This is a genomic window from Cupriavidus sp. 01T418 (genome assembly GCF_056398885.1).
Window position 1 is genome coordinate 66,153 of the sequence record NZ_JBFTQG010000004.1, and the last position, 19,373, is coordinate 85,525.

Annotated in this window: 19 protein-coding genes; 13 read left to right on the forward strand and 6 right to left on the reverse strand. The window is 64.4% G+C overall.

Going from position 1 to position 19,373, the window contains the following annotated elements:
* The first annotated feature begins 128 nt into the window (after positions 1-128).
* Positions 129-1,280, forward strand: a complete 1,152-nt coding sequence (nadA, locus tag AC1DQ3_RS06315) for a quinolinate synthase NadA (protein ID WP_477119325.1) — start codon at positions 129-131, stop codon at positions 1,278-1,280.
* A complete protein-coding gene (nadC, locus tag AC1DQ3_RS06320; RefSeq protein ID WP_477119326.1) occupies positions 1,277-2,164 on the forward strand; it encodes a carboxylating nicotinate-nucleotide diphosphorylase in 888 nt (295 codons plus the stop codon). The genes nadA and nadC overlap by 4 nt, the downstream gene beginning before the upstream one ends.
* Before the next feature lie 103 nt (positions 2,165-2,267).
* On the opposite strand, the gene nadB is transcribed toward nadC, so the two are convergent.
* The 4 genes from nadB to radC all read right to left on the reverse strand — a co-directional run bounded on the left by nadB (position 2,268) and on the right by radC (position 5,355).
* Positions 2,268-3,866, reverse strand: a complete 1,599-nt coding sequence (gene nadB, locus AC1DQ3_RS06325; protein WP_477119327.1) for an L-aspartate oxidase — start codon at positions 3,864-3,866, stop codon at positions 2,268-2,270.
* A gap of 208 nt (positions 3,867-4,074) precedes the next feature.
* Positions 4,075-4,245 (reverse strand): 50S ribosomal protein L33, encoded by a 171-nt coding sequence (rpmG, locus tag AC1DQ3_RS06330; protein WP_017227115.1) that lies wholly within the window; start codon positions 4,243-4,245, stop codon positions 4,075-4,077.
* 13 nt (positions 4,246-4,258) lie between these two features.
* A complete protein-coding gene (gene rpmB / locus AC1DQ3_RS06335; protein ID WP_006157507.1) occupies positions 4,259-4,492 on the reverse strand; it encodes a 50S ribosomal protein L28 in 234 nt (77 codons plus the stop codon).
* A 188-nt stretch (positions 4,493-4,680) separates the two neighbouring features.
* Positions 4,681-5,355: a RadC family protein gene (gene radC / locus AC1DQ3_RS06340; RefSeq protein ID WP_477119328.1), complete on the reverse strand. Its 675-nt coding sequence runs from the start codon at positions 5,353-5,355 to the stop codon at positions 4,681-4,683.
* Between the two features lie 90 nt (positions 5,356-5,445).
* On the opposite strand from radC, the gene AC1DQ3_RS06345 reads away from it, so the two are divergent.
* The 7 genes from AC1DQ3_RS06345 to AC1DQ3_RS06375 all read left to right on the forward strand — a co-directional run bounded on the left by AC1DQ3_RS06345 (position 5,446) and on the right by AC1DQ3_RS06375 (position 12,770).
* The gene (locus AC1DQ3_RS06345; RefSeq protein ID WP_477119329.1) at positions 5,446-5,937 is read left to right on the forward strand and encodes an FKBP-type peptidyl-prolyl cis-trans isomerase; all 492 of its coding nucleotides are present in this window, start codon (positions 5,446-5,448) and stop codon (positions 5,935-5,937) included.
* Between the two features lie 46 nt (positions 5,938-5,983).
* Positions 5,984-6,946, forward strand: coding sequence for a 4-hydroxy-3-methylbut-2-enyl diphosphate reductase (gene ispH, locus AC1DQ3_RS06350; RefSeq protein ID WP_477119330.1), 963 nt, complete (start codon positions 5,984-5,986; stop codon positions 6,944-6,946).
* 781 nt (positions 6,947-7,727) lie between these two features.
* The gene (locus AC1DQ3_RS06355) at positions 7,728-8,930 is read left to right on the forward strand and encodes a branched-chain amino acid ABC transporter substrate-binding protein (protein ID WP_477119331.1); all 1,203 of its coding nucleotides are present in this window, start codon (positions 7,728-7,730) and stop codon (positions 8,928-8,930) included.
* Positions 8,931-9,138: 208 nt separating this feature from the next.
* On the forward strand, positions 9,139-10,074 hold the full coding sequence (locus tag AC1DQ3_RS06360) for a branched-chain amino acid ABC transporter permease (protein ID WP_477119332.1): 936 nt from the start codon (positions 9,139-9,141) through the stop codon (positions 10,072-10,074).
* Between the two features lie 13 nt (positions 10,075-10,087).
* Entirely contained in the window at positions 10,088-11,248 is a 1,161-nt protein-coding gene (locus AC1DQ3_RS06365; RefSeq protein WP_477119333.1) for an ABC transporter permease subunit, read from the forward strand.
* A gap of 13 nt (positions 11,249-11,261) precedes the next feature.
* Positions 11,262-12,038 carry an ABC transporter ATP-binding protein gene (locus AC1DQ3_RS06370; RefSeq protein WP_477119334.1) on the forward strand — a complete coding sequence of 259 codons (777 nt, stop codon included), beginning with the start codon at positions 11,262-11,264 and terminating at the stop codon, positions 12,036-12,038.
* Positions 12,039-12,053: 15 nt separating this feature from the next.
* Complete coding sequence (locus AC1DQ3_RS06375; protein WP_477119335.1) at positions 12,054-12,770, forward strand: ABC transporter ATP-binding protein; 717 nt, start codon at positions 12,054-12,056, stop codon at positions 12,768-12,770.
* A gap of 122 nt (positions 12,771-12,892) precedes the next feature.
* Here AC1DQ3_RS06375 and AC1DQ3_RS06380 read toward each other — a convergent pair whose 3' ends face one another.
* Together AC1DQ3_RS06380 and AC1DQ3_RS06385 are read right to left on the reverse strand one after the other, a co-directional pair.
* Positions 12,893-14,080 (reverse strand): acetylornithine transaminase, encoded by a 1,188-nt coding sequence (locus AC1DQ3_RS06380; protein WP_477119336.1) that lies wholly within the window; start codon positions 14,078-14,080, stop codon positions 12,893-12,895.
* 263 nt (positions 14,081-14,343) lie between these two features.
* On the reverse strand, positions 14,344-15,405 hold the full coding sequence (locus AC1DQ3_RS06385; RefSeq protein WP_477119337.1) for a CDP-6-deoxy-delta-3,4-glucoseen reductase: 1,062 nt from the start codon (positions 15,403-15,405) through the stop codon (positions 14,344-14,346).
* A gap of 9 nt (positions 15,406-15,414) precedes the next feature.
* Here AC1DQ3_RS06385 and AC1DQ3_RS06390 point away from each other — a divergent pair, with 9 nt between their 5' ends.
* The 4 genes from AC1DQ3_RS06390 to AC1DQ3_RS06405 all read left to right on the forward strand — a co-directional run bounded on the left by AC1DQ3_RS06390 (position 15,415) and on the right by AC1DQ3_RS06405 (position 19,371).
* On the forward strand, positions 15,415-16,395 hold the full coding sequence (locus tag AC1DQ3_RS06390; protein ID WP_477119338.1) for an NAD-dependent epimerase/dehydratase family protein: 981 nt from the start codon (positions 15,415-15,417) through the stop codon (positions 16,393-16,395).
* A gap of 315 nt (positions 16,396-16,710) precedes the next feature.
* Positions 16,711-17,682 (forward strand): ABC transporter substrate-binding protein, encoded by a 972-nt coding sequence (locus AC1DQ3_RS06395; RefSeq protein ID WP_477119339.1) that lies wholly within the window; start codon positions 16,711-16,713, stop codon positions 17,680-17,682.
* A 40-nt stretch (positions 17,683-17,722) separates the two neighbouring features.
* Complete coding sequence (locus tag AC1DQ3_RS06400; RefSeq protein WP_477119340.1) at positions 17,723-18,595, forward strand: ABC transporter permease; 873 nt, start codon at positions 17,723-17,725, stop codon at positions 18,593-18,595.
* Positions 18,592-19,371, forward strand: a complete 780-nt coding sequence (locus AC1DQ3_RS06405; RefSeq protein ID WP_477119341.1) for an ABC transporter ATP-binding protein — start codon at positions 18,592-18,594, stop codon at positions 19,369-19,371. Before AC1DQ3_RS06400 ends, AC1DQ3_RS06405 begins: the two co-directional genes overlap by 4 nt.
* The last annotated feature ends 2 nt before the right edge of the window (positions 19,372-19,373 follow it).

Consider the following 19,373-nt stretch of genomic DNA (forward strand, 5'->3'; position numbering starts at 1 on the left):
GCGTGGCCTGATACAATTTAGCTCGCCCGWAAGCCCCGCCCCTGGCGGGGTTTTTGTTTTCGCTAAACTCCCCCAATGTCAGGGCTGGTCGCGAAATTCAGGCGCGCAGTCCAAGAGGAGTATCGGAGATGACCCCCCAAACCATAAAGACCGTCGAGTTCGAGAAACCGAACCTCTCGGCGGAGTCCCCCGAGGGCGGCAGCTGTGTCGCCCATGCCTGGGCCAAGGTGCCCCCGGTGCTGTCAGCACAGGAGCGCATGGCGCTCAAGGCGCGCATCAAGGCCTTGCTCAAGCAGCGCAATGCGGTGCTGGTAGCGCACTATTACGTCGATTCGGACCTGCAAGACCTGGCGGAGGAAACCGGCGGCTGCGTGTCGGATTCGCTCGAAATGGCGCGCTTCGGCCGCGATCACCCGGCCAACACGCTGGTGGTGGCTGGCGTGCGCTTCATGGGCGAGACCGCCAAGATCCTCAGCCCGGAAAAGACCGTGCTGATGCCCGACCTCGACGCCACCTGCTCGCTCGACCTGGGCTGCCCGGCCGACGAGTTCGCCGCGTTCTGCGATGCGCATCCTGACCGCACCGTGGTGGTCTATGCCAATACCAGCGCCGCCGTGAAGGCCCGTGCGGACTGGATGGTCACCTCCAGCATCGGCCTGAAGATCGTCGAGCACCTGCATGCGCGTGGCGAGAAGATCCTGTGGGCACCGGACAAGCACCTGGGCGGCTATATCCAGAAGCAGACCGGCGCCGACATGCTGCTGTGGCAGGGTTCCTGCCTGGTGCACGACGAGTTCAAGGGCATCGAGCTGGACCTGCTGCGCCGCGAGTTCCCCAGGGCCAAGATCCTGGTGCATCCGGAATCGCCGGCCAATGTGGTGGAGCAGGCCGATGTGGTTGGCTCGACCTCGCAACTGATCGCCGCGGTCCGGGAGCTGGACGCCAAAGAGTTCATTGTGGCGACCGACAACGGCATCCTGCACAAGATGCGCCTGGCTGCACCCGACAAGCGTTTCATCGAAGCCCCCACCGCCGGCAACAGCGCGACCTGCAAGAGCTGCGCGCATTGCCCGTGGATGGCGATGAATGCACTGAGCAACCTCGCCGACGTGCTTGAGCACGGTCATAACGAAATTCATGTCGATGCCACTATCGGCCGCCAGGCCGTGACCTGCATTGACCGCATGCTCGATTTCGCCGCGCTGCAAAAGGCCAATGTGCGGCCCAAGGCCGATCTGGCCAGCGAGCAGGCACTGTTCAAGGGGATCGGTCCGGCATGAGTGGTAATGCAAACGTGAATTCGAATAGCAATCCTGTTTTCGACAGCTACGGCCCGGCCCTGGCCCAGGCGCTGGAAGCCAATGTGCGCGCGGCCATTGCCGAGGATGTCGGCAGCGGCGACCTGACCGGCTTGCTGGTGCCCGCAGGCAAGCCGGCACGGGCGCGCGTGATTGTGCGCGAGCCAGCCGTGCTGTGCGGCCAGCCGTGGTTCGAGGCCTGCATGCGCGCGGTCGATCCCGCGCTGCAGGTGCGCTGGCAGCAAGCCGAAGGGGCCCGCATGGTGCCGGACTCGGTGGTGTGCGAGATCACGGGCCCGGCCCGCTCGCTGCTGACCGCGGAACGGCCGTCGCTGAATTTCCTGCAGTTGCTGTCCGGCGTGGCTACGGCTACGCGCCGCTATGCCGACCTGGTGGAAGGTACGCGCGCGCGCGTGCTGGACACCCGCAAAACCCTGCCGGGCTTGCGCCTGGCACAGAAGTACGCGGTCAGGATCGGTGGCGGCGACAACCAGCGCCTGGCCCTGTACGACGGTATTCTGGTCAAGGAGAACCACATCGCGGCGGCAGGCAGTATTACCGCTGCCATGCAGGCCGCGGCCGCGCTCGATGCCGGCGTGTCGGTGCAGGTGGAAGTGGAGAACCTGGCCGAACTGGACGAGGCGTTGGCAGCTGGCGCGAAATCGATCCTGATCGATAATTTTACGGAGGCAATGATGCGCGATGCGGTGCGTATCAACGCCGGGCGTGCCTTGCTGGAAGTCTCCGGCGGGGTCAACGCCGACACCATTCGCGCTTTTGCGGAGACCGGCGTTGACCGGATCTCGGTGGGTGCGCTGACCAAGGACGTGCGCGCAACGGACTATTCGCTGCGGATCATCGAGTGAGTTAGTGCGGCGATCGCGTAGGCAGGCTACGCGAAGCGGGCTGGAAACGAAAAAGCGCGCCGTGAAGCGCGCTTTTTTGCTATGTGCGTGCCTTGCACCAGGGCTACTTCGCCCGCTCGCGCTCGAACACGGGCTGCATCACAGTCGGCAGCGCCTTCGGCAGTGTCTCGGGATAGTCGCGGCTGAAGTGCAAACCGCGGCTTTCGTGGCGCGAATACGCGCTATCGACGATCAACGAGGCGACTTCCACCAGGTTGCGCAACTCCAGCAAGTCGCGCGTCACGCGGAAGTGGGCATAGTACTCGGCGATCTCTTCCCGCAGCAGGCTGATGCGGTGCTGCGCGCGCTCGAGTCGCTTGCTGGTGCGCACGATGCCAACATAGTTCCACATCATCCGGCGCAGTTCGTCCCAGTTGTGCGCGACGACCACTTCTTCGTCGGCATCCGACACCCGGCTTTCATCCCAACCCGGCAGGGCGATATCCGGCTGTCCGGCCTTGTCCTGCCCGGCAATGTCGAGGGCCGCCGCGCGCCCGATCACCATGCATTCGAGCAACGAATTCGAGGCCAGGCGGTTGGCACCGTGCAATCCGGTGCAGCCGGTCTCGCCCACGGCGTACAGATTGGCCAGATCGGTGCGTCCCGCCGTGTCGGTCACCACGCCGCCGCAAGTGTAATGTGCCGCTGGCACCACCGGGATTGGCTCGCGGGCGATGTCGATGCCTAGCTCCAGGCAGCGTGCATGGATGGTCGGGAAGTGCTCGCGCAGGAAGGATTCAGGCTGGTGGCTGATGTCGAGATGCACGTGATCCAGGCCGCGCTTCTTCATTTCGAAGTCGATCGCGCGTGCCACCACGTCGCGCGGAGCCAGTTCGGCGCGCTCATCATGTTCGGGCATGAAGCGCGTGCCGTCGGGCAGCTTCAGCAGGCCGCCTTCGCCGCGCACCGCTTCGGAGATCAGGAAGGACTTGGCGTAGGGGTGGTACAGGCAGGTCGGGTGGAACTGGATGAATTCCATGTTCGATACCCGGCAACCCGCGCGCCAGGCCATGGCAATGCCGTCGCCGGTGGCCGTGTCGGGGTTGGTCGTGTAGAGGTAGACCTTGCCCGCGCCACCCGTAGCCAGCACGGTATGCGTGGCGGTAATGGTCTGCACTTCGCCGCTGGCATCGTCGAGCACATAGAGGCCGTAGCAGCGATTGCCCGGCAGGCCGAGCTTGCGCGAGGTAATCAGGTCCACCGCGAAGTGGTCCTCGATGATCACGATGTTGGGATGCTGGCGCGCCTGCTCGGTGAGCGTGGACACGACAGCATGGCCGGTGGCGTCGGCGGCGTGGATGATGCGCCGGCGGCTGTGGCCGCCTTCCCGCGTCAGGTGGTATCCCAGTTCGGCCTGGTCGTCGCGCGTGAACGGCACGCCGCGGTCGATCAGCCACTGGATGGCTTCGCGCCCATGCTCGACGATATAGCGCGTGGCGCTCTCGTCGCACAGGCCCGCGCCCGCCACCAAGGTATCCTGGTGGTGCTCGTCATGGCTGTCGCCCGAGTCCAGCACCGCCGCGATGCCGCCCTGTGCCCAATCGCTGGCACCTGTCGTCATGGCGCGTTTGCAGATGATGACAACCCGATGGGTGTCGGCCAGTTGCAGCGCGACCGTCAGACCGGCCAGTCCGCTGCCGACAATGGCGACATCGAAGTTCATGATGCGAGAGACGCGCGCGTGACGCGGTCGGGAGGCAGGAAAGCTGGAAAGTGTAACACCGGGAGGGCGCTTGCGTGTGGACAGCGCTGCGGCGTTGCGCCAGTCATGCGCCGTTTGCACCGCACAAGCCGCGCAAAAGCAAAAACCCCGCCTAGGCGGGGTTTCTACCGGCATGCCGCGCGATCGGCATGCGGAAAATCAGGATCAATTACTTGATCTTGGTTTCCTTGTACGACACGTGCTTGCGGACGACGGGATCGAACTTCATGATCTCCATCTTTTCCGGCATCGTGCGCTTGTTTTTGGTGGTCGTGTAGAAGTGACCCGTACCTGCAGTCGACTCCAACTTGATTTTATCGCGTCCGCCTTTGCTGGCCATGATGTGCTCCTAATTAGACTTCGCCACGTGCGCGCAGATCCACGAGCACGGTGTCGATGCCTTTCTTGTCGATCAGGCGCAGGCCGGCGTTCGAGACGCGCAGGCTCACCCAGCGGTTTTCCGATTCAACAAAGAAACGACGATTCTGCAGGTTCGGCAGAAAACGACGCTTGGTCTTGTTGTTTGCGTGGGAAACGTTGTTGCCGACCATCGGCGCTTTCCCGGTCACTTGACAGACGCGTGCCATGAAGCACTCCTAACTCTTCTACGTGGACAATGTTCGCAACAGATCAACAAAAGGCGCGCTGGCCCGGACTGCAGCGGTTGAGACTTCAGCAAACGAACATTATAGACTGGAAAGCACTGGTGAATCAATGCTTTCTGCGGTTTGCCGTTCAGGGGTGTGCATCCGTGCCGTGGACATCACGAGGTGCGTCATAGCTGGCCATGTTCGGAGAACGAGTGGATGCTGCTGCCCGCCACGACGAAATGGTCAAGTACCTGGACGTCGATCAAGGCCAGGGAGCGTGACAGCGCGCGGGTCATGATGAGATCGGCGGAGCTGGGCATGGCGTTGCCAGAGGGGTGGTTATGGGCGACGATGACGGCCGCGGCATTGTGCGCCAGCGCCTTTCGCGCAACTTCGCGGGGATAGACGCTGGTTTGGGTCAAGGTGCCGCGGAACAGTTCCTCGCTGGCCAGGAGCCCGTTGCGGGCATCGAGGAACAGGCAAAGAAAGACCTCATGCGTGAGTCCCGCCAGCGTCAGGCGCAGGTAATCGCGCACAGCCGTGGGCGAATTCAGGACGCCGGACAACGCCAGCTGCTCGGCCAGCGCGCGCCGGGTGAGCTCCTGTGCCGCCTGCAGCTGCACGTACTTGGCACTGCCGACGCCCTTGACGCCGGCCAGTTGTCCGACGTCGGCGGAAAACAGGCTGCTCAGCGTGCCAAAACGATTCAGCAGCTCGCGAGCGAGGTCCACCGCACTTTTTCCGGCCACACCCACGCGCAGGAACACGGCGAGCAGTTCGGCGTCCGATAGCGCCGCGGCGCCGTTACAGAGAAGCTTCTCGCGTGGCCGCTCGCTGCTGGGCCAATCGGTAATGCGCATGACACGATCCCCCCGGAACAATGGCACCGCGGACAAGGCGGCGCTCGGTCGAGTCGCTTACAATACGAGTTGTTGATAGGTTGAGCACTCATGAATTTGCAAACTTTTGCTTCCGGCCAGACGGACGGCACTGCGGACGGTCGCAAGACCGTGCAGGCGGACTCCTTCCTGACCCTTCACTACAGCATCTCCCTCGAGAATGGCACTGAGATCATCAGTACCTTCGAGGAGAAGCCTGCCACGTTGCTGCTGGGCCAAGGCCAGTTCGCGCCCACCCTGGAGCAGGCCCTGCTGGGCATGCCGGAGGGCGAGCGCATGACTTACCGGCTGGCGGCGGAGCACGCGTTCGGTCCGCGCAACCCTGAGCTGCTGCAACGGGTTTCGTTGGCGACGCTGCACGAGAACAGTTCGTTCGAAGAGGATTACGCCCCGGGCGACCTGGTGGAGTTCAATGCGCCCGGAGGCGGGAAATACGCTGGTGTGCTCAAGGAAATCGGCGCGACGTCGGCGCTGTTCGATTTCAACCACCCGCTGGCCGGACAGACCATCCTGTTCGATGTCCAGCTGATCGGCATTCTCTAAGCACCACCGGCCGGCAACCACCGGCACCCTTGAATCGAATCCTTGCATGTCTGAGCTCACCACAGCCCCCGATGCCGAGATCCTGATGGCGCAGCCGCGCGGCTTCTGCGCCGGCGTGGATCGCGCCATCGAGATCGTCGAGCGCGCCCTCGAACGCTACGGCGCGCCTATCTATGTGCGCCACGAAATCGTGCACAACGCCTATGTGGTGGAAGACCTGCGCCGCAAGGGCGCCATCTTCGTGCAGGAGCTGGAGGAGGTTCCCCCGGGCTCCACGGTGATCTTCAGTGCGCATGGCGTTTCCAGGGAAGTGCGCGCCGACGCCACGGTACGCGGACTCAATGTCTTCGATGCCACCTGTCCGCTGGTGACCAAGGTGCACGTGGAAGTCGGCAAGATGCGCGCCGAGGGCTGCGAGATCATCATGATCGGCCACAAGGGCCATCCCGAGGTCGAGGGCACCATGGGGCAGGCCGAAGGCGGCATGCTGCTGGTCGAGTCTGCCGAAGACGTGGCCAGGCTGCAGGTGTCCGATCCCGAACGGCTTGCCTTCGTGACCCAGACCACGCTCTCGGTCGACGAGACGCTGGAGATCGTCGCCGCGCTCAAGGCGCGCTTCCCGCTGATCCGCGAGCCCAAGAAGCAGGACATCTGCTACGCCACCCAGAACCGCCAGGATGCCGTCAAGTTCATGGCGCCGCAGGTGGAGGTGGTGATCGTGGTGGGCAGTCCCAACAGTTCGAACTCCAACCGCTTGCGCGAGCTCGCGGAACGCCTTGGTGTGCCGGCCTACATGATCGATTCGCCGGATCAGCTGCGTCCGGAGTGGGTGGCGGGCAAGCGCCGCATCGGGCTGACGGCCGGCGCATCGGCTCCCGAGGCGCTGGCACAGTCCATCGTCGAGCGCCTGCATTTACTGGGAGTGCGCAACGTGCGTGCGCTGCAAGGCATCGAGGAGAAGATGTCGTTCCCCTTGCCGCGCGGCCTGCAGCAAGTCGCTCCCGCCTGACTGCCAGGCAACGGCCAGGGCGCCGGCAGCCGTCGCAGGACGGCCCCGGGTCCGGCCGATACCATCCCGCCTCTCCAAACTGGTGCGCCTCCTCGTGCCCCATCTGGCCGGCGCGGCAGTGTGCCCGACAGGGCTCGCTCGCCTCGTTTCCCTCTTTCCCGTCCCCGCCCATCCATGCGCGCCGTTCACCGCGATGCCCGCCTGCGTGTGCGCAGGCCGGAGCAACTGGTTGCTACCGCCTTCACGCACCATTTCATTGCGACGGTTGCACCAATATATGGCATCGGTATATCGTCCGGTAATCCTTGATTAATACACGTGCCGGCTACGGTGGACCCCTACACCTGTCTGTCCTAAAAGGCAAATAAGGGAAATCCCTGTAATTGGGGATTTCCCTATTATGGTGCCGCCGTGCTCGCGCGCTGTATTCGAATGCGGCGACCCATATAAAATGAAGCGCCTATTTAATACGTCCCCTGCGGGAGCGGCGCAAACGCAGCAAATACCACAAAAGTGGCGCATGGCCTGCGACGGGCACGAATCTTGTTAGTATCAACGGTTAGCCTTCGTGTGGGCGGGAATTGCCCCAATGTGTGCATTGGGGAAATTCCCTAGCTCATTTGGTGGGTTAATCCTTCAGGTTGTTGCGTCGCATATTGCATCCGGATAGAAAGGGAATACAATTCGCGCGTTTCAAATTGAAATTAAACTATGGCGGTACAGGGGAAACGTCCGGGGGGCGTTGGTTTACCCTGATCATGTGAATCCTAGGAGATCACTCATGCAAATCACGTTTGCCAAGATTTTGCCGATCGCAGCCGCAGTGGCGCTGGTTACTGCTTGCGGCAAGAAAGAAGAAAAGCCGGCTGATACGGCGGCATCGGCGCCTGCGGCGGCGATGGCCCCTGCAGCCGGTGGCGAAACTGTAGTCAAGATCGGCCATGCGGCACCGCTCACCGGCGGTATCGCCCACCTTGGCAAGGACAACGAAAACGGCGCTCGCCTGGCCGTGGAAGAAGTCAACAAAGCCGGCCTGGAGATCAACGGCAAGAAGATCAAGCTCGAACTGGTCGGCGAGGACGACGCGGGCGACCCGAAGACCGGCACCGCTGTCGCGCAGAAGCTGGTGGACGAGAAGGTCGTGGCGGTGGTCGGTCACCTGAACTCGGGCGTTTCGATTCCGGCCTCCAAGATCTATAGCGATGCTGGCATCGTGCAGATCTCGCCGTCGTCGACCAACCCCGACTACACCAAGCAGGGCTTCAAGACCACCTTCCGCGTGGTCGCCACCGACGCCCAGCAGGGCCCGGCACTGGCCAACTATGCCACCAAGAGCCTGCACGCCAAGACCGTGGCCATCGTCGACGATGCCACCGCCTACGGCAAGGGCCTGGCCGACGAGTTCGAGAAGACCGCCAAGGCTTCCGGCGTGAACGTGGTCGCGCGTGAAGCCACCAACGACAAGGCCACCGACTTCAAGGCCATCCTGACCAAGATCAAGGGCAAGAAGCCCGACGTGATCATGTACGGCGGCATGGACGCCACCGGCGGCCCGTTCGCCAAGCAGGCCATGGAACTGGGCATCAGCTCCAAGATCGTTGGCGGCGACGGCGTATGTACCGACAAGGTGGCCGAGCTGGCCGGCGATGCCGTGCAGAACATCATCTGCTCGGAAGCCGGTCTGGCGCTGTCCAAGATGGATCAGGGCGCGGATTTCGACAAGCGCTACCAGGCTCGCTTCCATGCGCCGGTGCAGATCTATGCACCGTTCACCTATGACGCCGTGATGGTCATCGTTGACGCCATGAAGCGCGCCAATTCGACCGAACCGGCGGCCATCCTGGCCGAAATGCCCAAGACCAACTACAAGGGCCTGATCGGCAACATCGCCTTCGATGAAAAGGGCGACATGAAGGAAGGCACCATCACGCTGTACGAGTACAAGGACAAGAAGAAGACCGTCCTTGACGTCGTGAAGATGTAATCCGGGCTTACCGGCCCATCCGAACGGCACCGCGGGTATGTTGCGGTGCCGTTTTTTTAGCCTTGCCTTACATGCAGCATCCTTACCATGGGTGGAGTAGGCAGGCCGCTCACCAGCAAACAACCGCACTACCAAACCACCCACATATCAACGTCCCCCCGGCATCCACACCATGTCGAGGGAATTTGGACGGAAGCAAGGAGTTTTCATGGATATCCTTATCCAGCAGATCGTGAACGGTCTGGTGCTCGGCAGCATCTACGCGCTGATTGCACTTGGCTATACCATGGTCTACGGCATTCTCGGGATCATCAACTTCGCCCACGGCGACGTGCTGATGATCGGCGCGCTGACCGCCCTGTCAGCCATACTTGGCTTGCAGAAATTCGCCCCCGGGCTGCCCGAATGGCTCACGCTGGTGATCGCCACGCTGATCGCCATGCCGGTCTGCGCCGTGCTGGCCTACACCATCGAGCGGGTGGCCTACCGGCCGTTGCGCAACGCGCCGCGGCTGGCCCCGCTGATCACCGCCATCGGCGTGTCCATCATCCTCCAGACGATGGGCATGCTGATCTGGTCGCGCAACCCGCTGACCTTCCCGCAGTTGCTGCCCTCGTCGCCGATCGATATCGGCTCGACCGGCGCCACCATCACGGGCAAGGAAATCGTCATCATCGGCATGGCGCTGATGGTGATGGCGGGCCTGCTGACCCTGGTCAACCGCACCAAGCTCGGCCGCGCGATGCGCGCCACCGCCGAAAACCAGAAGGTGGCGGGGCTGATGGGCGTGAACCCGAACTTCGTGATCTCGGCCACCTTCATGATCGGCGCCGCGCTGGCAGCGCTGGCCGGCGTGATGATGGCCACCAACTACGGCAATGCCCACTTCTACATGGGCTTCATCCCGGGCCTGAAGGCGTTTACCGCCGCGGTGCTGGGCGGCATCGGCAACCTGGCGGGCGCCATGGTCGGCGGCATGCTGCTGGGCCTGATCGAAGCGCTGGGTGCCGGCTATATCGGCGATCTCACCGGCGGCGTATTCGGCTCCAACTACCAGGACGTGTTCGCCTTTATCGTGCTGATCACCGTCCTTGTCTTCCGTCCGTCCGGCATCATGGGCGAGCGGGTGTCCGAACGCGCTTAAGGAGAGAGAATCCATGAATACCCCGATTCCATCCCCGGCGGCGCAGGCAGCGCCGCTGACCAAGACGCCGGCCAAGACCATGGCGGCGTTGCTTGGCTTCCTGGTGATCGCCCTGTGCGCGCCGTTCATCGTGCAGACGCTGGGCGGCAACTACTGGGTGCGCGTGCTCGACTTCGCGCTGATCTACATCATGCTTGCGCTCGGCCTGAACATCGTGGTGGGCTTCGCCGGCCTGCTCGACCTTGGCTACATCGCTTTCTATGCCGTAGGGGCGTACATGATGGCCTTGCTGGGCTCGCCCCACCTGGCCAACCAGTTCGAGTGGATCCACCAGCTTTTCCCGCATGGCCTTCACCTCTCCATGTGGTTCGTGCTACCGCTGGCCGTGATGGTGGCGGCAACCTTCGGTGTGCTGCTCGGCGCGCCAACGCTCAAGCTGCGCGGCGATTACCTCGCCATCGTGACCCTGGGCTTCGGCGAGATCATCCGCATCTTCCTGAACAACCTCGACCGCCCGCTGAACATCACCAACGGGCCCAAGGGGATCACCGCGGTGGACCCGGTCCACATCTTCGGCTTCGACTTCTCCAAGTCGCACGAGATCTTCGGCCTGAAGTTTTCGCCGGTGTTCATGTACTACTACCTGCTGGTCGTGCTGGTGATAGCCATCGTGTTCATCTGCCTGCGGCTGCAGAACTCGCGGATCGGCCGCGCCTTCGTGGCCATCCGCGAAGACGAGATCGCCGCCAAGGCGATGGGCATCAATACCCGCAACATCAAGCTGCTGGCCTTCGCCATGGGCGCCTCGTTCGGTGGCGCGTCGGGCGCGGTATTCGGCGCCTTCCAGGGTTTTGTGTCGCCTGAGTCGTTCGTGCTGTGGGAGTCGATCTACATCCTGGCCATCGTGGTGCTGGGCGGCATGGGCCATATCCCCGGCGTGATCCTTGGCGGCATCCTGCTGGTGGGTTTCCAGGAACTGCTGCGCGCCGTGGCCGAGCCGATGCAGAACATGCTTTTCGGCCATACCATCGTCGACGCCGAAGTGCTGCGCCAGCTGCTGTTCGGCCTGGCGCTGGTGGGCGTGATGCTGTATCGCCCGGCCGGCCTGTGGCCGTCGCCGCGCAGGGAAGACCGGCCGGTGATCCGCCGCCCGGGCAGCGTTGGCCGTTTCTGATCGGGAGGACACCATGAGCAACGAAAATCTCCTCCTGTCAGTACAGGGGGTCAACAAGCGATTCGGCGGCCTGCAGGCATTGTCCGATGTGGGCCTGCAGATCAAGCCCGGCGAGATCTACGGCCTGATCGGTCCCAACGGGGCCGGCAAGACTACCTTCTTCAACGTGATTACCGGGCTGTACACGCCGGATTCCGGGGAGTTTGTGCTTGGCGGCACGCCCTACCGGCCGACCGCCGTGCATGAGGTGGCAAAGGCCGGTATTGCCCGCACCTTCCAGAACATCCGACTGTTCGGTGACATGACCGCGCTCGAGAACGTGATGGTGGGACGCCATGTGCGGACCAAGGCGGGCCTGCTCGGCGCGGTATTCCGTCCGCCCTCGGTGCGGCGCGAAGAAGAGTCGGTGGAAGACTGGGCGCACGACCTGCTTGAGTACGTAGGCATCGGCAAGTACGCGCACTTCACCTCGCGCAATCTTTCCTACGGCCACCAGCGCCGCCTGGAGATCGCGCGGGCGCTGGCCACCGAGCCCAAGCTGCTGGCGCTGGACGAACCCGCTGCCGGTATGAATGCCACCGAGAAAGTGGAGCTGCGCGGCCTCCTCGACAAGATCCGCAGCGATGGCAAGACCATCCTGCTGATCGAGCACGACGTGAAGCTGGTGATGGGCCTGTGCAACCGCATGACCGTGCTCGACTATGGCAAGGTCATCGCGCAGGGCCTGCCGCACGAAGTCCAGAGCAATCCAGCGGTGATCGAGGCTTACCTCGGTACCCCCGCACACTGACGGGGGAAAGACATAATGAAAGACACACTACTGAAGATATCCGGCCTGAAGGTCGCCTACGGCGGCATCCAGGCGGTCAAGGGCATCGACCTCGAGATCAGGGAAGGCGAGCTGGTGACACTGATCGGCGCCAACGGCGCCGGCAAGACCACCACCATGAAGGCCATCACTGGCCTGCAGGGCTGGGCTGGCGGCGACGTGGAGTATATGGGCAAGTCCATCAAGGGCGTGCCCAGCTACGCGCTGCTCAAGCAGGGCCTGGCGATGGTGCCGGAAGGGCGGGGCGTGTTCGCGCGCATGACCATCACCGAAAACCTGCAGATGGGCGCGTACACGCGCGTCGACGAGGCCGGCATCAAGTCCGACATCGACCGCATGTTCGGCATCTTCCCGCGCCTGAAGGAGCGCGCCAACCAGCTGGCGGGCACCATGTCGGGCGGCGAACAGCAGATGCTGGCGATGGCGCGCGCGCTGATGAGCCAGCCCAAGCTGCTGCTGCTCGACGAGCCGTCGATGGGTCTGTCGCCGATCATGGTCGCGAAGATCTTCGAAGTGGTGCGCGACGTCTCCGCGCTGGGCGTGACCGTGCTGCTGGTGGAGCAGAACGCGCGGCTGGCGCTGCAGGCCGCGCACCGCGGCTATGTGATGGAGTCGGGCCTGGTCACCATGAGCGGCGACGCCAAGGAGATGCTGGACGATCCGAAGGTGAGGGCGGCGTATCTGGGCGAGTGAGATTGCCTGGCTGACGTCGCGGGGGAGCAAGCCCGCGGCGGGGTCGCTCACACCGAAGTTTCGACGCGGAAAAAAGCCCGGTGCGTTTGCACCGGGCTTTTTTCATGACAATCGCTCACCTGTCAGGCCAGCTTCTTCAGCAGCGTGCGCAGCATGCCGATCATCAGGTCGATCTCTTCCGTGGTTACGTTCAGCGCGGGCATGAAGCGCAGCAGGTTCGGCCGCGGCGAGTTCAGCAGCAGGCCTTCGGGCTGCATGTCGCGCGCTTCTTCCACCAGTTGCGGGCCGATGTCCTTGTTGAGCACCAGCGCGCGCAGCAGGCCTTCGCCGCGTTCGCCGCCCAGGCCGAACTCGGACGACAGCGCCAGCAACTGCTCGCGCAGGTAGGCCGCTTTTTCCACCACGCTTTGCAGGAAGCCGGGCGCCGTCAGTTGCGCGATCACGGCGCTGCCGACTGCCGTCATCACCGGGTTGCCGTTGTAGGTGCCGCCCTGGTCGCCGGCTTCGAAGCTGGCCACCTCGGCCTTGCACATCAGGGCCGCCAGCGGCACGCCGCCGCCGATGCCCTTGCCGAGCGTCATGATGTCCGGCTCCACGCCCGACAGTTCGTACGCGAACATCGTGCCGCAGCGCCCGCACCCGGTCTGCACTTCATCGACGATGAAGAGCAGCCTGTGCTGGTCGGCCAGCTTGCGCAGGCCTTGCATGAATTCGCGCGAGGCGGGGATCACGCCGCCTTCGCCTTGCACCGGCTCCAGCATGATCGCCACGGTCTTGTCATTGATCAGCTTTTCCACCGAGGCCAGGTCGTTCATGTCCGCCTTGGGGAAGCCCGGCACCTGCGGCGCGAAGATGGTGTCCCAGCCGGCCTTGCCCGATGCGCTCATGGTGGCGAGCGTGCGGCCATGGAAGCTGTGGTCCATGGTGATGATCTCGTACGCGCCGCTCTTGTGCTTGCGGCCCCATTTGCGCGCCAGCTTGATCGCGCCTTCGTTGGCCTCGGCGCCACTGTTGGCGAAGAAGACCTTGTCGAAACAGCTGGCGTCGGTGAGCTGCCTGGCCAGCTTGAGCATGGGCTCGTTGTAGAACGCCGGGCTGGGGTTGAACAGCTTTTGCGACTGCGCCACCAGCGCGTCGATCATGCCCTGGTTGGAATGCCCCAGGCAGTTGACCGCCCAGCCTTGCACGAAGTCCAGGTATCGCTTGCCGTTGTGATCCGTGAGCCACGAGCCCTTGCCTTCGGTAAAGACGAGCTCGGGCCGGTTGGTGATGTACATCAGGGATTGGACGGGATACTCAGCAAATGCCATGGCGGACTCCAGGGGTCGGCGTGAAACAGGGGAGAGGAGAGCGGAAAAACAAAAAGCCACGGGGGATGCCCGTGGCTTGTCGACCTGAACAGATGCTATGGACGGTCAGCCGCGAGGCACCCCGGTGGGGAGCAACGTACGGAAGCTGCGTCGGTTCATAGCGTAGTTCATGGCGGCCAATATAAGGCGCATGCGCCCGGCTGTCAAAACGAATTTTGGCGGAGCCGGGCATTGTTGTAGCGTAGGGACGGACCCGGTGGCCCTCAGGCCGCCGGCGCCGGGGCCGGGTGCATATCGGCCTCGGAGGTGAACGAGTCGGCGAAGAACGCGTCCTCGTGCAGGTCGCAGCGCAGTGAAAAGTCCTTGCGCGCGGCGTTGATCATCACCGGCGCGCCGCAGGCATAGACCTCGAAGCCGGCCAGGTCGGGATGGTCTTCCATCACAGCCTCGTGGACGAAGCCCGTGCGGCCGTCCCAGTCGTCGCTGGCCTGTGCGTCGGAGATTACCGGCACGTAGCGGAAGTTGGGCAGCTCGCGCGCCCATTGTTCGCACAGTTCGTGCATATAGAGGTCGCGCGGGCGGCGGCCGCCCCAGTACAGCGTCATCGGGCGGGTGATGCCGGTGTAGACCGCATGCTCCACGATGGCCTTGATCGGCGCGAAGCCGGTGCCGGAGGCCAGCAGGATGATGGGCTTGTCGGAATCCTCGCGCAGGAAGAAGCTGCCCAGCGGGCCTTCGAAGCGCAGGATGTCGCGCTCCTTCATGGCCGGCTGGCCTTCCTTGGCACCGAACACGTAGTCGGTGAAGGTGCCGCCCGGCATATGGCGGATATGCAGCTCGATCGGGCCTTCCTGGTGCGGCGGCGTGGCGATCGAGTAGCTGCGGCGCTTGCCGTCGCGCAGCAGGAATTCCACGTACTGGCCGGCCAGGTACTGCATGCGCTCGGTGGCGGGCAGTTGCAGGCGCGTTACGACCACGTCGTCGGCCACGCGTTCCAGCGTGGCGACGCGGCACGGGATCTTCTTGATGGGAATATCGCCGGCACCCTGCACCTCGCGGCACTCGATGGTGATGTCCGAGGCAGCCGTGGCGCAGCAGAACAGCGCGCGGCCCTCGGTTTTCTCCTGCGCGGAAAGCGCGGATGCGGCATGATCGCCCTGGACGATGTCGCCGGCGACGACGCGGCCCTTGCAGGACCCGCACGCGCCGTTCTTGCAGCCATAGGGCAGGCCGACGCTGTGGCGCAGGGCCGCGCCGAGGATGGTTTCGTCCGCGGCCGCTTCGAACGTGCGGCCGCTGGGCATGACGGTAACTTGATAAGCCATGATCACTCTATGAGCAACAATCTGTCGCGACGCCGCCTGGGTCGCCCGCGCCTTCTGATCGTTGGCTGTGGGGACGTGGGCACACGTTGCCTGCGTATTCTGTCGACGCGCTGGCGCGTCTTTGCCGTCACTTCGCAGCCGTCCCGCCGCACTGTGCTGCGGGACAACGGCGCGGTGCCGCTGGTAGCCGACCTGGACCGGCCCGCCACGCTGCCGCGCCTTGCCGGCCTGGCCGACAAGGTGCTTCACCTGGCGCCGCCACCCGCGCGCGGCGAGGGCGATCCCCGCACGCTTGCGCTGTTGCGCGTATTGCGGCGGGGTGCCTGGCGGCGGTCTCCCGCACGGGCTGGCGGATGGTCTGCCAAACCCGTCATTCTACCCGAGCGGGGTGACCGGGGGGGTGGCGCCAGCCCCGCGCGGCGCGCATTCGTCTATGCCAGCACCTCCGGCGTGTACGGCGATCGCGGCGGGGCCCGGCTGGCGGAATCGCACCCGGTGCGCCCGCAGACCGCGCGTGCCCGGCGCCGCGTGGCGGCCGAGCGCGCGGTGCGGGACTTCGGCCGCGATGCCGGCTGGCGTGCCTCGATCGTGCGCATCCCCGGCATCTATGCCGAGGACAGGCTGCCGCTGGCCCGCCTGACCAAAGGCACGCCGGCGCTGGCGCCGCAGGAGGACGTCTATACCAACCACATCCACGCCTTCGACCTGGCCCGCACCATGGTGGCGGCACTGTTTCGCGGGCGGGCCCAGCGGGTGGTGCATGCCAGCGACGATTCCGAGATGCGCATGGCCGATTATTTCGATCTGGTGGCCGACCGCCGCGGCCTGCCGCGCCCGCCGCGGCTGACGCGGGCGCAGTTGCGCGAAGCCGTGGAGCCCACCTTGCTCAGCTTCATGAGCGAATCCCGGCGGCTGGAAAACGCCCGTCTCAAGCGCGAGCTGCGCCTGCGCTTGCGCTATCCCACCGTGGCGTCTTTCTTCGACGCTTGATTCGAGCGGGGGGTGGCACGTCGTTTGCATGGATGTCACCACCCGATCCTGTATAGACAGCAAGTGACATCCCGGTGACTTCCCGGTGGCAGCCGGGCACCGCTTCGGTGCACCCAGCTTGCCGGGCACAAGCATGGCTGCCCCCAAAGTGCCTGCCGCCTCCGGTTAACTACTGCATTGACTTGTATATACAGGGTTGCTAAATTGCCTGGCAAATGACCGGTGCCGCAAGTACGGCGCTGCCCGAGCCGGGCGATCCGGCCGCCGCCAATGTCGCTGCGGCCCCGTTCGCATCACACCAAAGGAGCCAGGAAGATGGGATTTCGTATCCGTAGCGGTAAGTCGCCAGCTGTCGCCATTGCCGTAGCCGTCGCCACGCTGGGTGCTGCCGGCGCCGCTCACGCGCAAGCCACGCAAGTCACGCTGGGCATGAGCGGGTGGACCGGTTTCGCGCCGCTGACGCTGGCCGACAAGGCGGGCATCTTCAAGAAGCACGGTGTCGACGTCGACATCAAGATGATTCCGCAGAAGGACCGCCACCTGGCGCTCGCTGCCGGTGCGATCCAGTGCGCGGCCACCACGGTCGAGACCCACGTGGCATGGAACGCCAACGGCGTGCCCATCACCCAGATCGTGCAGCTCGACAAGTCCTACGGCGCCGACGGCCTGGCCGTGCGTGGCGACGTCAAGGGCTTCGCCGACCTCAAGGGCAAGTCCGTCGGCGTGGATGCGCCGGGCACCGCGCCGTATTTCGGCCTGGCCTGGATGCTCAAGAAGAACGGCATGACCCTGAAGGACGTCAAGACCACCACGCTGTCGCCGCAGGCGGCGGCGCAGGCCTTCATCTCCGGCCAGAACGATGCCGCCATGACGTACGAGCCGTACCTGTCGTCCGTGCGCCAGAACCCGGACAAGGGCAAGATTCTCGCCACCACGCTCGACTACCCGATGGTGATGGACACGCTGGGCTGCGCACCCAAATGGCTCAAGGACAACCCCAAGGCCGCGCAAGCGCTGGTGGACAGCTATTTCGAGGCGCTTGACATGATCAGGCAGGACCCGGCCAAGGCCAACGACATCATGGGCGCGGCGGTCAAGCAAAGCGGCGAGCAGTTCGCCAAGTCGTCCGCCTACCTGCGCTGGCAGGACCGCGACGCCAACCGCAAGTTCTTCGGCGGCGAGTTGGCCAGCTTCAGCAAGGAAGCGGCGCAGGTGCTGCTGGAAATCGGCGTGATCCGCCAGGTGCCGGATGTCACGGCCCTGTATGACGCGCGCTTCATCAAGTAACTCAAGTAACTCAAGTAACTCAAGTAACGAGGTTGGTGCCATGACGCAGGTTCACATTGGTTCGCCCTCCGCGAATCCGGTGGCAAAGCCCGCCGCCGCCCCGGCCAGGCCCACAGCGGCCCGCCGCCATCCCTGGCTGGCGCCGCTGACGCCGGTCTCGCGGCAAGCGCGCTGGGTGCTGGGTTTGTCGTTCTTCGTGCTGTTCTTCGGCGTGTGGGCGGCGGTGACCCTGGGTGGCATGGTGCCGCGCACCTTCCTGGCTGACCCGATGACCATGGCGCGCGAAGGCGTGCTGCTGTTCACCGAGTACAACTTCATCGGCGACATCGGCATGACCGTTTGGCGCGTGCTGGGCGGCTTCGTGCTGGCCGCCGCGCTTGCCGTGCCGCTGGGCATCTTCATGGGCGCGTACAAGGCGGCCGAAGCGTTCTTCGAGCCCTTCGTCTCGTTCTGCCGCTACCTGCCGGCCTCGGCCTTCATCCCGCTGCTGATCCTGTGGGCCGGCATCGGCGAGGCGCAGAAGGTGCTGGTGATCTTCATCGGCTCGTTCTTCCAGATCGTGCTGATGGTCGCGGTGACGGTGGGCGGCGCGCGGCGCGACCTGGTGGAGGCGGCCTATACGCTGGGCGCCAACAGCCGCGGCATCGTGCGGCGCGTGCTGATTCCCGGCGCCGCCCCCGAGATCGCCGAGATCCTGCGCCTGGTGCTGGGCTGGGCCTGGACCTACGTCATCGTGGCTGAGCTGATCGGCTCGTCCTCCGGCATCGGCCACATGATCACCGACAGCCAGGCGTTGCTCAACACCGGGCAGATCATCTTCGGCATCATCGTGATCGGCTGTATCGGCCTGGTGTCCGACCTGGCGTTCAAGCTGGCCAACCAGCGCCTGTTCCCGTGGAGTTCGATCAAATGAGCGCGCTGTCCATCCAGCAGGTCTCCCGTACCTTCGTCAATCCGCGCGGCGGCCAGACCCTGGCCTTGCAGCCCACCGATTTCGAAGTGGCGGATAACGACTTCGTCACCATCCTCGGCCCCTCGGGCTGCGGCAAGTCCACGCTGCTGCGCATCGTCGCCGGGCTGGATACGCCCACCACCGGGCGCGTGCTGCTCGACGGCCAGGAAGTCACCGGCCCGGGCGCCGAGCGCGGCATGGTGTTCCAGTCGTACACGCTGTTCCCGTGGCTGACCATCGAGCAGAACGTGCGTTTCGGCCTGCGCGAGCGCGGCATGAGCGAGGCCGACCAGCGCGAGCGCAGCGACTTCTTCATCCAGCGCGTGGGCCTGCGTGGTTTCGAGCATCATTTCCCCAAGCAGCTCTCGGGCGGCATGCAGCAGCGCACGGCGATTGCCCGGGCGCTGGCCAACGATCCCAAGATCCTGCTGCTGGACGAGCCCTTCGGCGCGCTGGACAACCAGACCCGCGTGCTGATGCAGGAGCTGCTGCTCGGCATCTGGGAAGCCTCGCGCAAGACGGTGCTGTTCGTCACGCACGATATCGACGAGGCCATCTTCATGGCCAACCGCGTCGCCGTGTTCTCGGCGCGGCCGGGCCGCATCAAGCGTACTATCGATGTTGGCTTCCCGCACCCGCGCCACTACACCATCAAGACCTCGCCTGAGTTCTCCGGGCTGAAGGCGCTGCTGACCGAGGAAATCCGCGCCGAGGCCATGGCCAGCGCCGAGTACTAAGC

What these genes read in the sequence shown, in the direction of transcription:
- AC1DQ3_RS06345 (WP_477119329.1), top strand. Translation starts at nt 5,446, where the DNA reads ATGAATTTGCAAACTTTTGCTTCCGGCCAGACGGACGGCACTGCGGAC.
- rpmG (WP_017227115.1), bottom strand. Translation starts at nt 4,245, where the DNA reads ATGGCCAGCAAAGGCGGACGCGATAAAATCAAGTTGGAGTCGACTGCA.
- AC1DQ3_RS06355 (WP_477119331.1), top strand. Translation starts at nt 7,728, where the DNA reads ATGCAAATCACGTTTGCCAAGATTTTGCCGATCGCAGCCGCAGTGGCG.
- AC1DQ3_RS06385 (WP_477119337.1), bottom strand. Translation starts at nt 15,405, where the DNA reads ATGGCTTATCAAGTTACCGTCATGCCCAGCGGCCGCACGTTCGAAGCG.
- nadC (WP_477119326.1), top strand. Translation starts at nt 1,277, where the DNA reads ATGAGTGGTAATGCAAACGTGAATTCGAATAGCAATCCTGTTTTCGAC.
- AC1DQ3_RS06375 (WP_477119335.1), top strand. Translation starts at nt 12,054, where the DNA reads ATGAAAGACACACTACTGAAGATATCCGGCCTGAAGGTCGCCTACGGC.
- nadA (WP_477119325.1), top strand. Translation starts at nt 129, where the DNA reads ATGACCCCCCAAACCATAAAGACCGTCGAGTTCGAGAAACCGAACCTC.
- radC (WP_477119328.1), bottom strand. Translation starts at nt 5,355, where the DNA reads ATGCGCATTACCGATTGGCCCAGCAGCGAGCGGCCACGCGAGAAGCTT.
- ispH (WP_477119330.1), top strand. Translation starts at nt 5,984, where the DNA reads ATGTCTGAGCTCACCACAGCCCCCGATGCCGAGATCCTGATGGCGCAG.
- AC1DQ3_RS06360 (WP_477119332.1), top strand. Translation starts at nt 9,139, where the DNA reads ATGGATATCCTTATCCAGCAGATCGTGAACGGTCTGGTGCTCGGCAGC.
- AC1DQ3_RS06400 (WP_477119340.1), top strand. Translation starts at nt 17,723, where the DNA reads ATGACGCAGGTTCACATTGGTTCGCCCTCCGCGAATCCGGTGGCAAAG.
- AC1DQ3_RS06370 (WP_477119334.1), top strand. Translation starts at nt 11,262, where the DNA reads ATGAGCAACGAAAATCTCCTCCTGTCAGTACAGGGGGTCAACAAGCGA.
- AC1DQ3_RS06380 (WP_477119336.1), bottom strand. Translation starts at nt 14,080, where the DNA reads ATGGCATTTGCTGAGTATCCCGTCCAATCCCTGATGTACATCACCAAC.
- AC1DQ3_RS06390 (WP_477119338.1), top strand. Translation starts at nt 15,415, where the DNA reads ATGAGCAACAATCTGTCGCGACGCCGCCTGGGTCGCCCGCGCCTTCTG.
- AC1DQ3_RS06405 (WP_477119341.1), top strand. Translation starts at nt 18,592, where the DNA reads ATGAGCGCGCTGTCCATCCAGCAGGTCTCCCGTACCTTCGTCAATCCG.
- AC1DQ3_RS06395 (WP_477119339.1), top strand. Translation starts at nt 16,711, where the DNA reads ATGGGATTTCGTATCCGTAGCGGTAAGTCGCCAGCTGTCGCCATTGCC.
- nadB (WP_477119327.1), bottom strand. Translation starts at nt 3,866, where the DNA reads ATGAACTTCGATGTCGCCATTGTCGGCAGCGGACTGGCCGGTCTGACG.
- AC1DQ3_RS06365 (WP_477119333.1), top strand. Translation starts at nt 10,088, where the DNA reads ATGAATACCCCGATTCCATCCCCGGCGGCGCAGGCAGCGCCGCTGACC.
- rpmB (WP_006157507.1), bottom strand. Translation starts at nt 4,492, where the DNA reads ATGGCACGCGTCTGTCAAGTGACCGGGAAAGCGCCGATGGTCGGCAAC.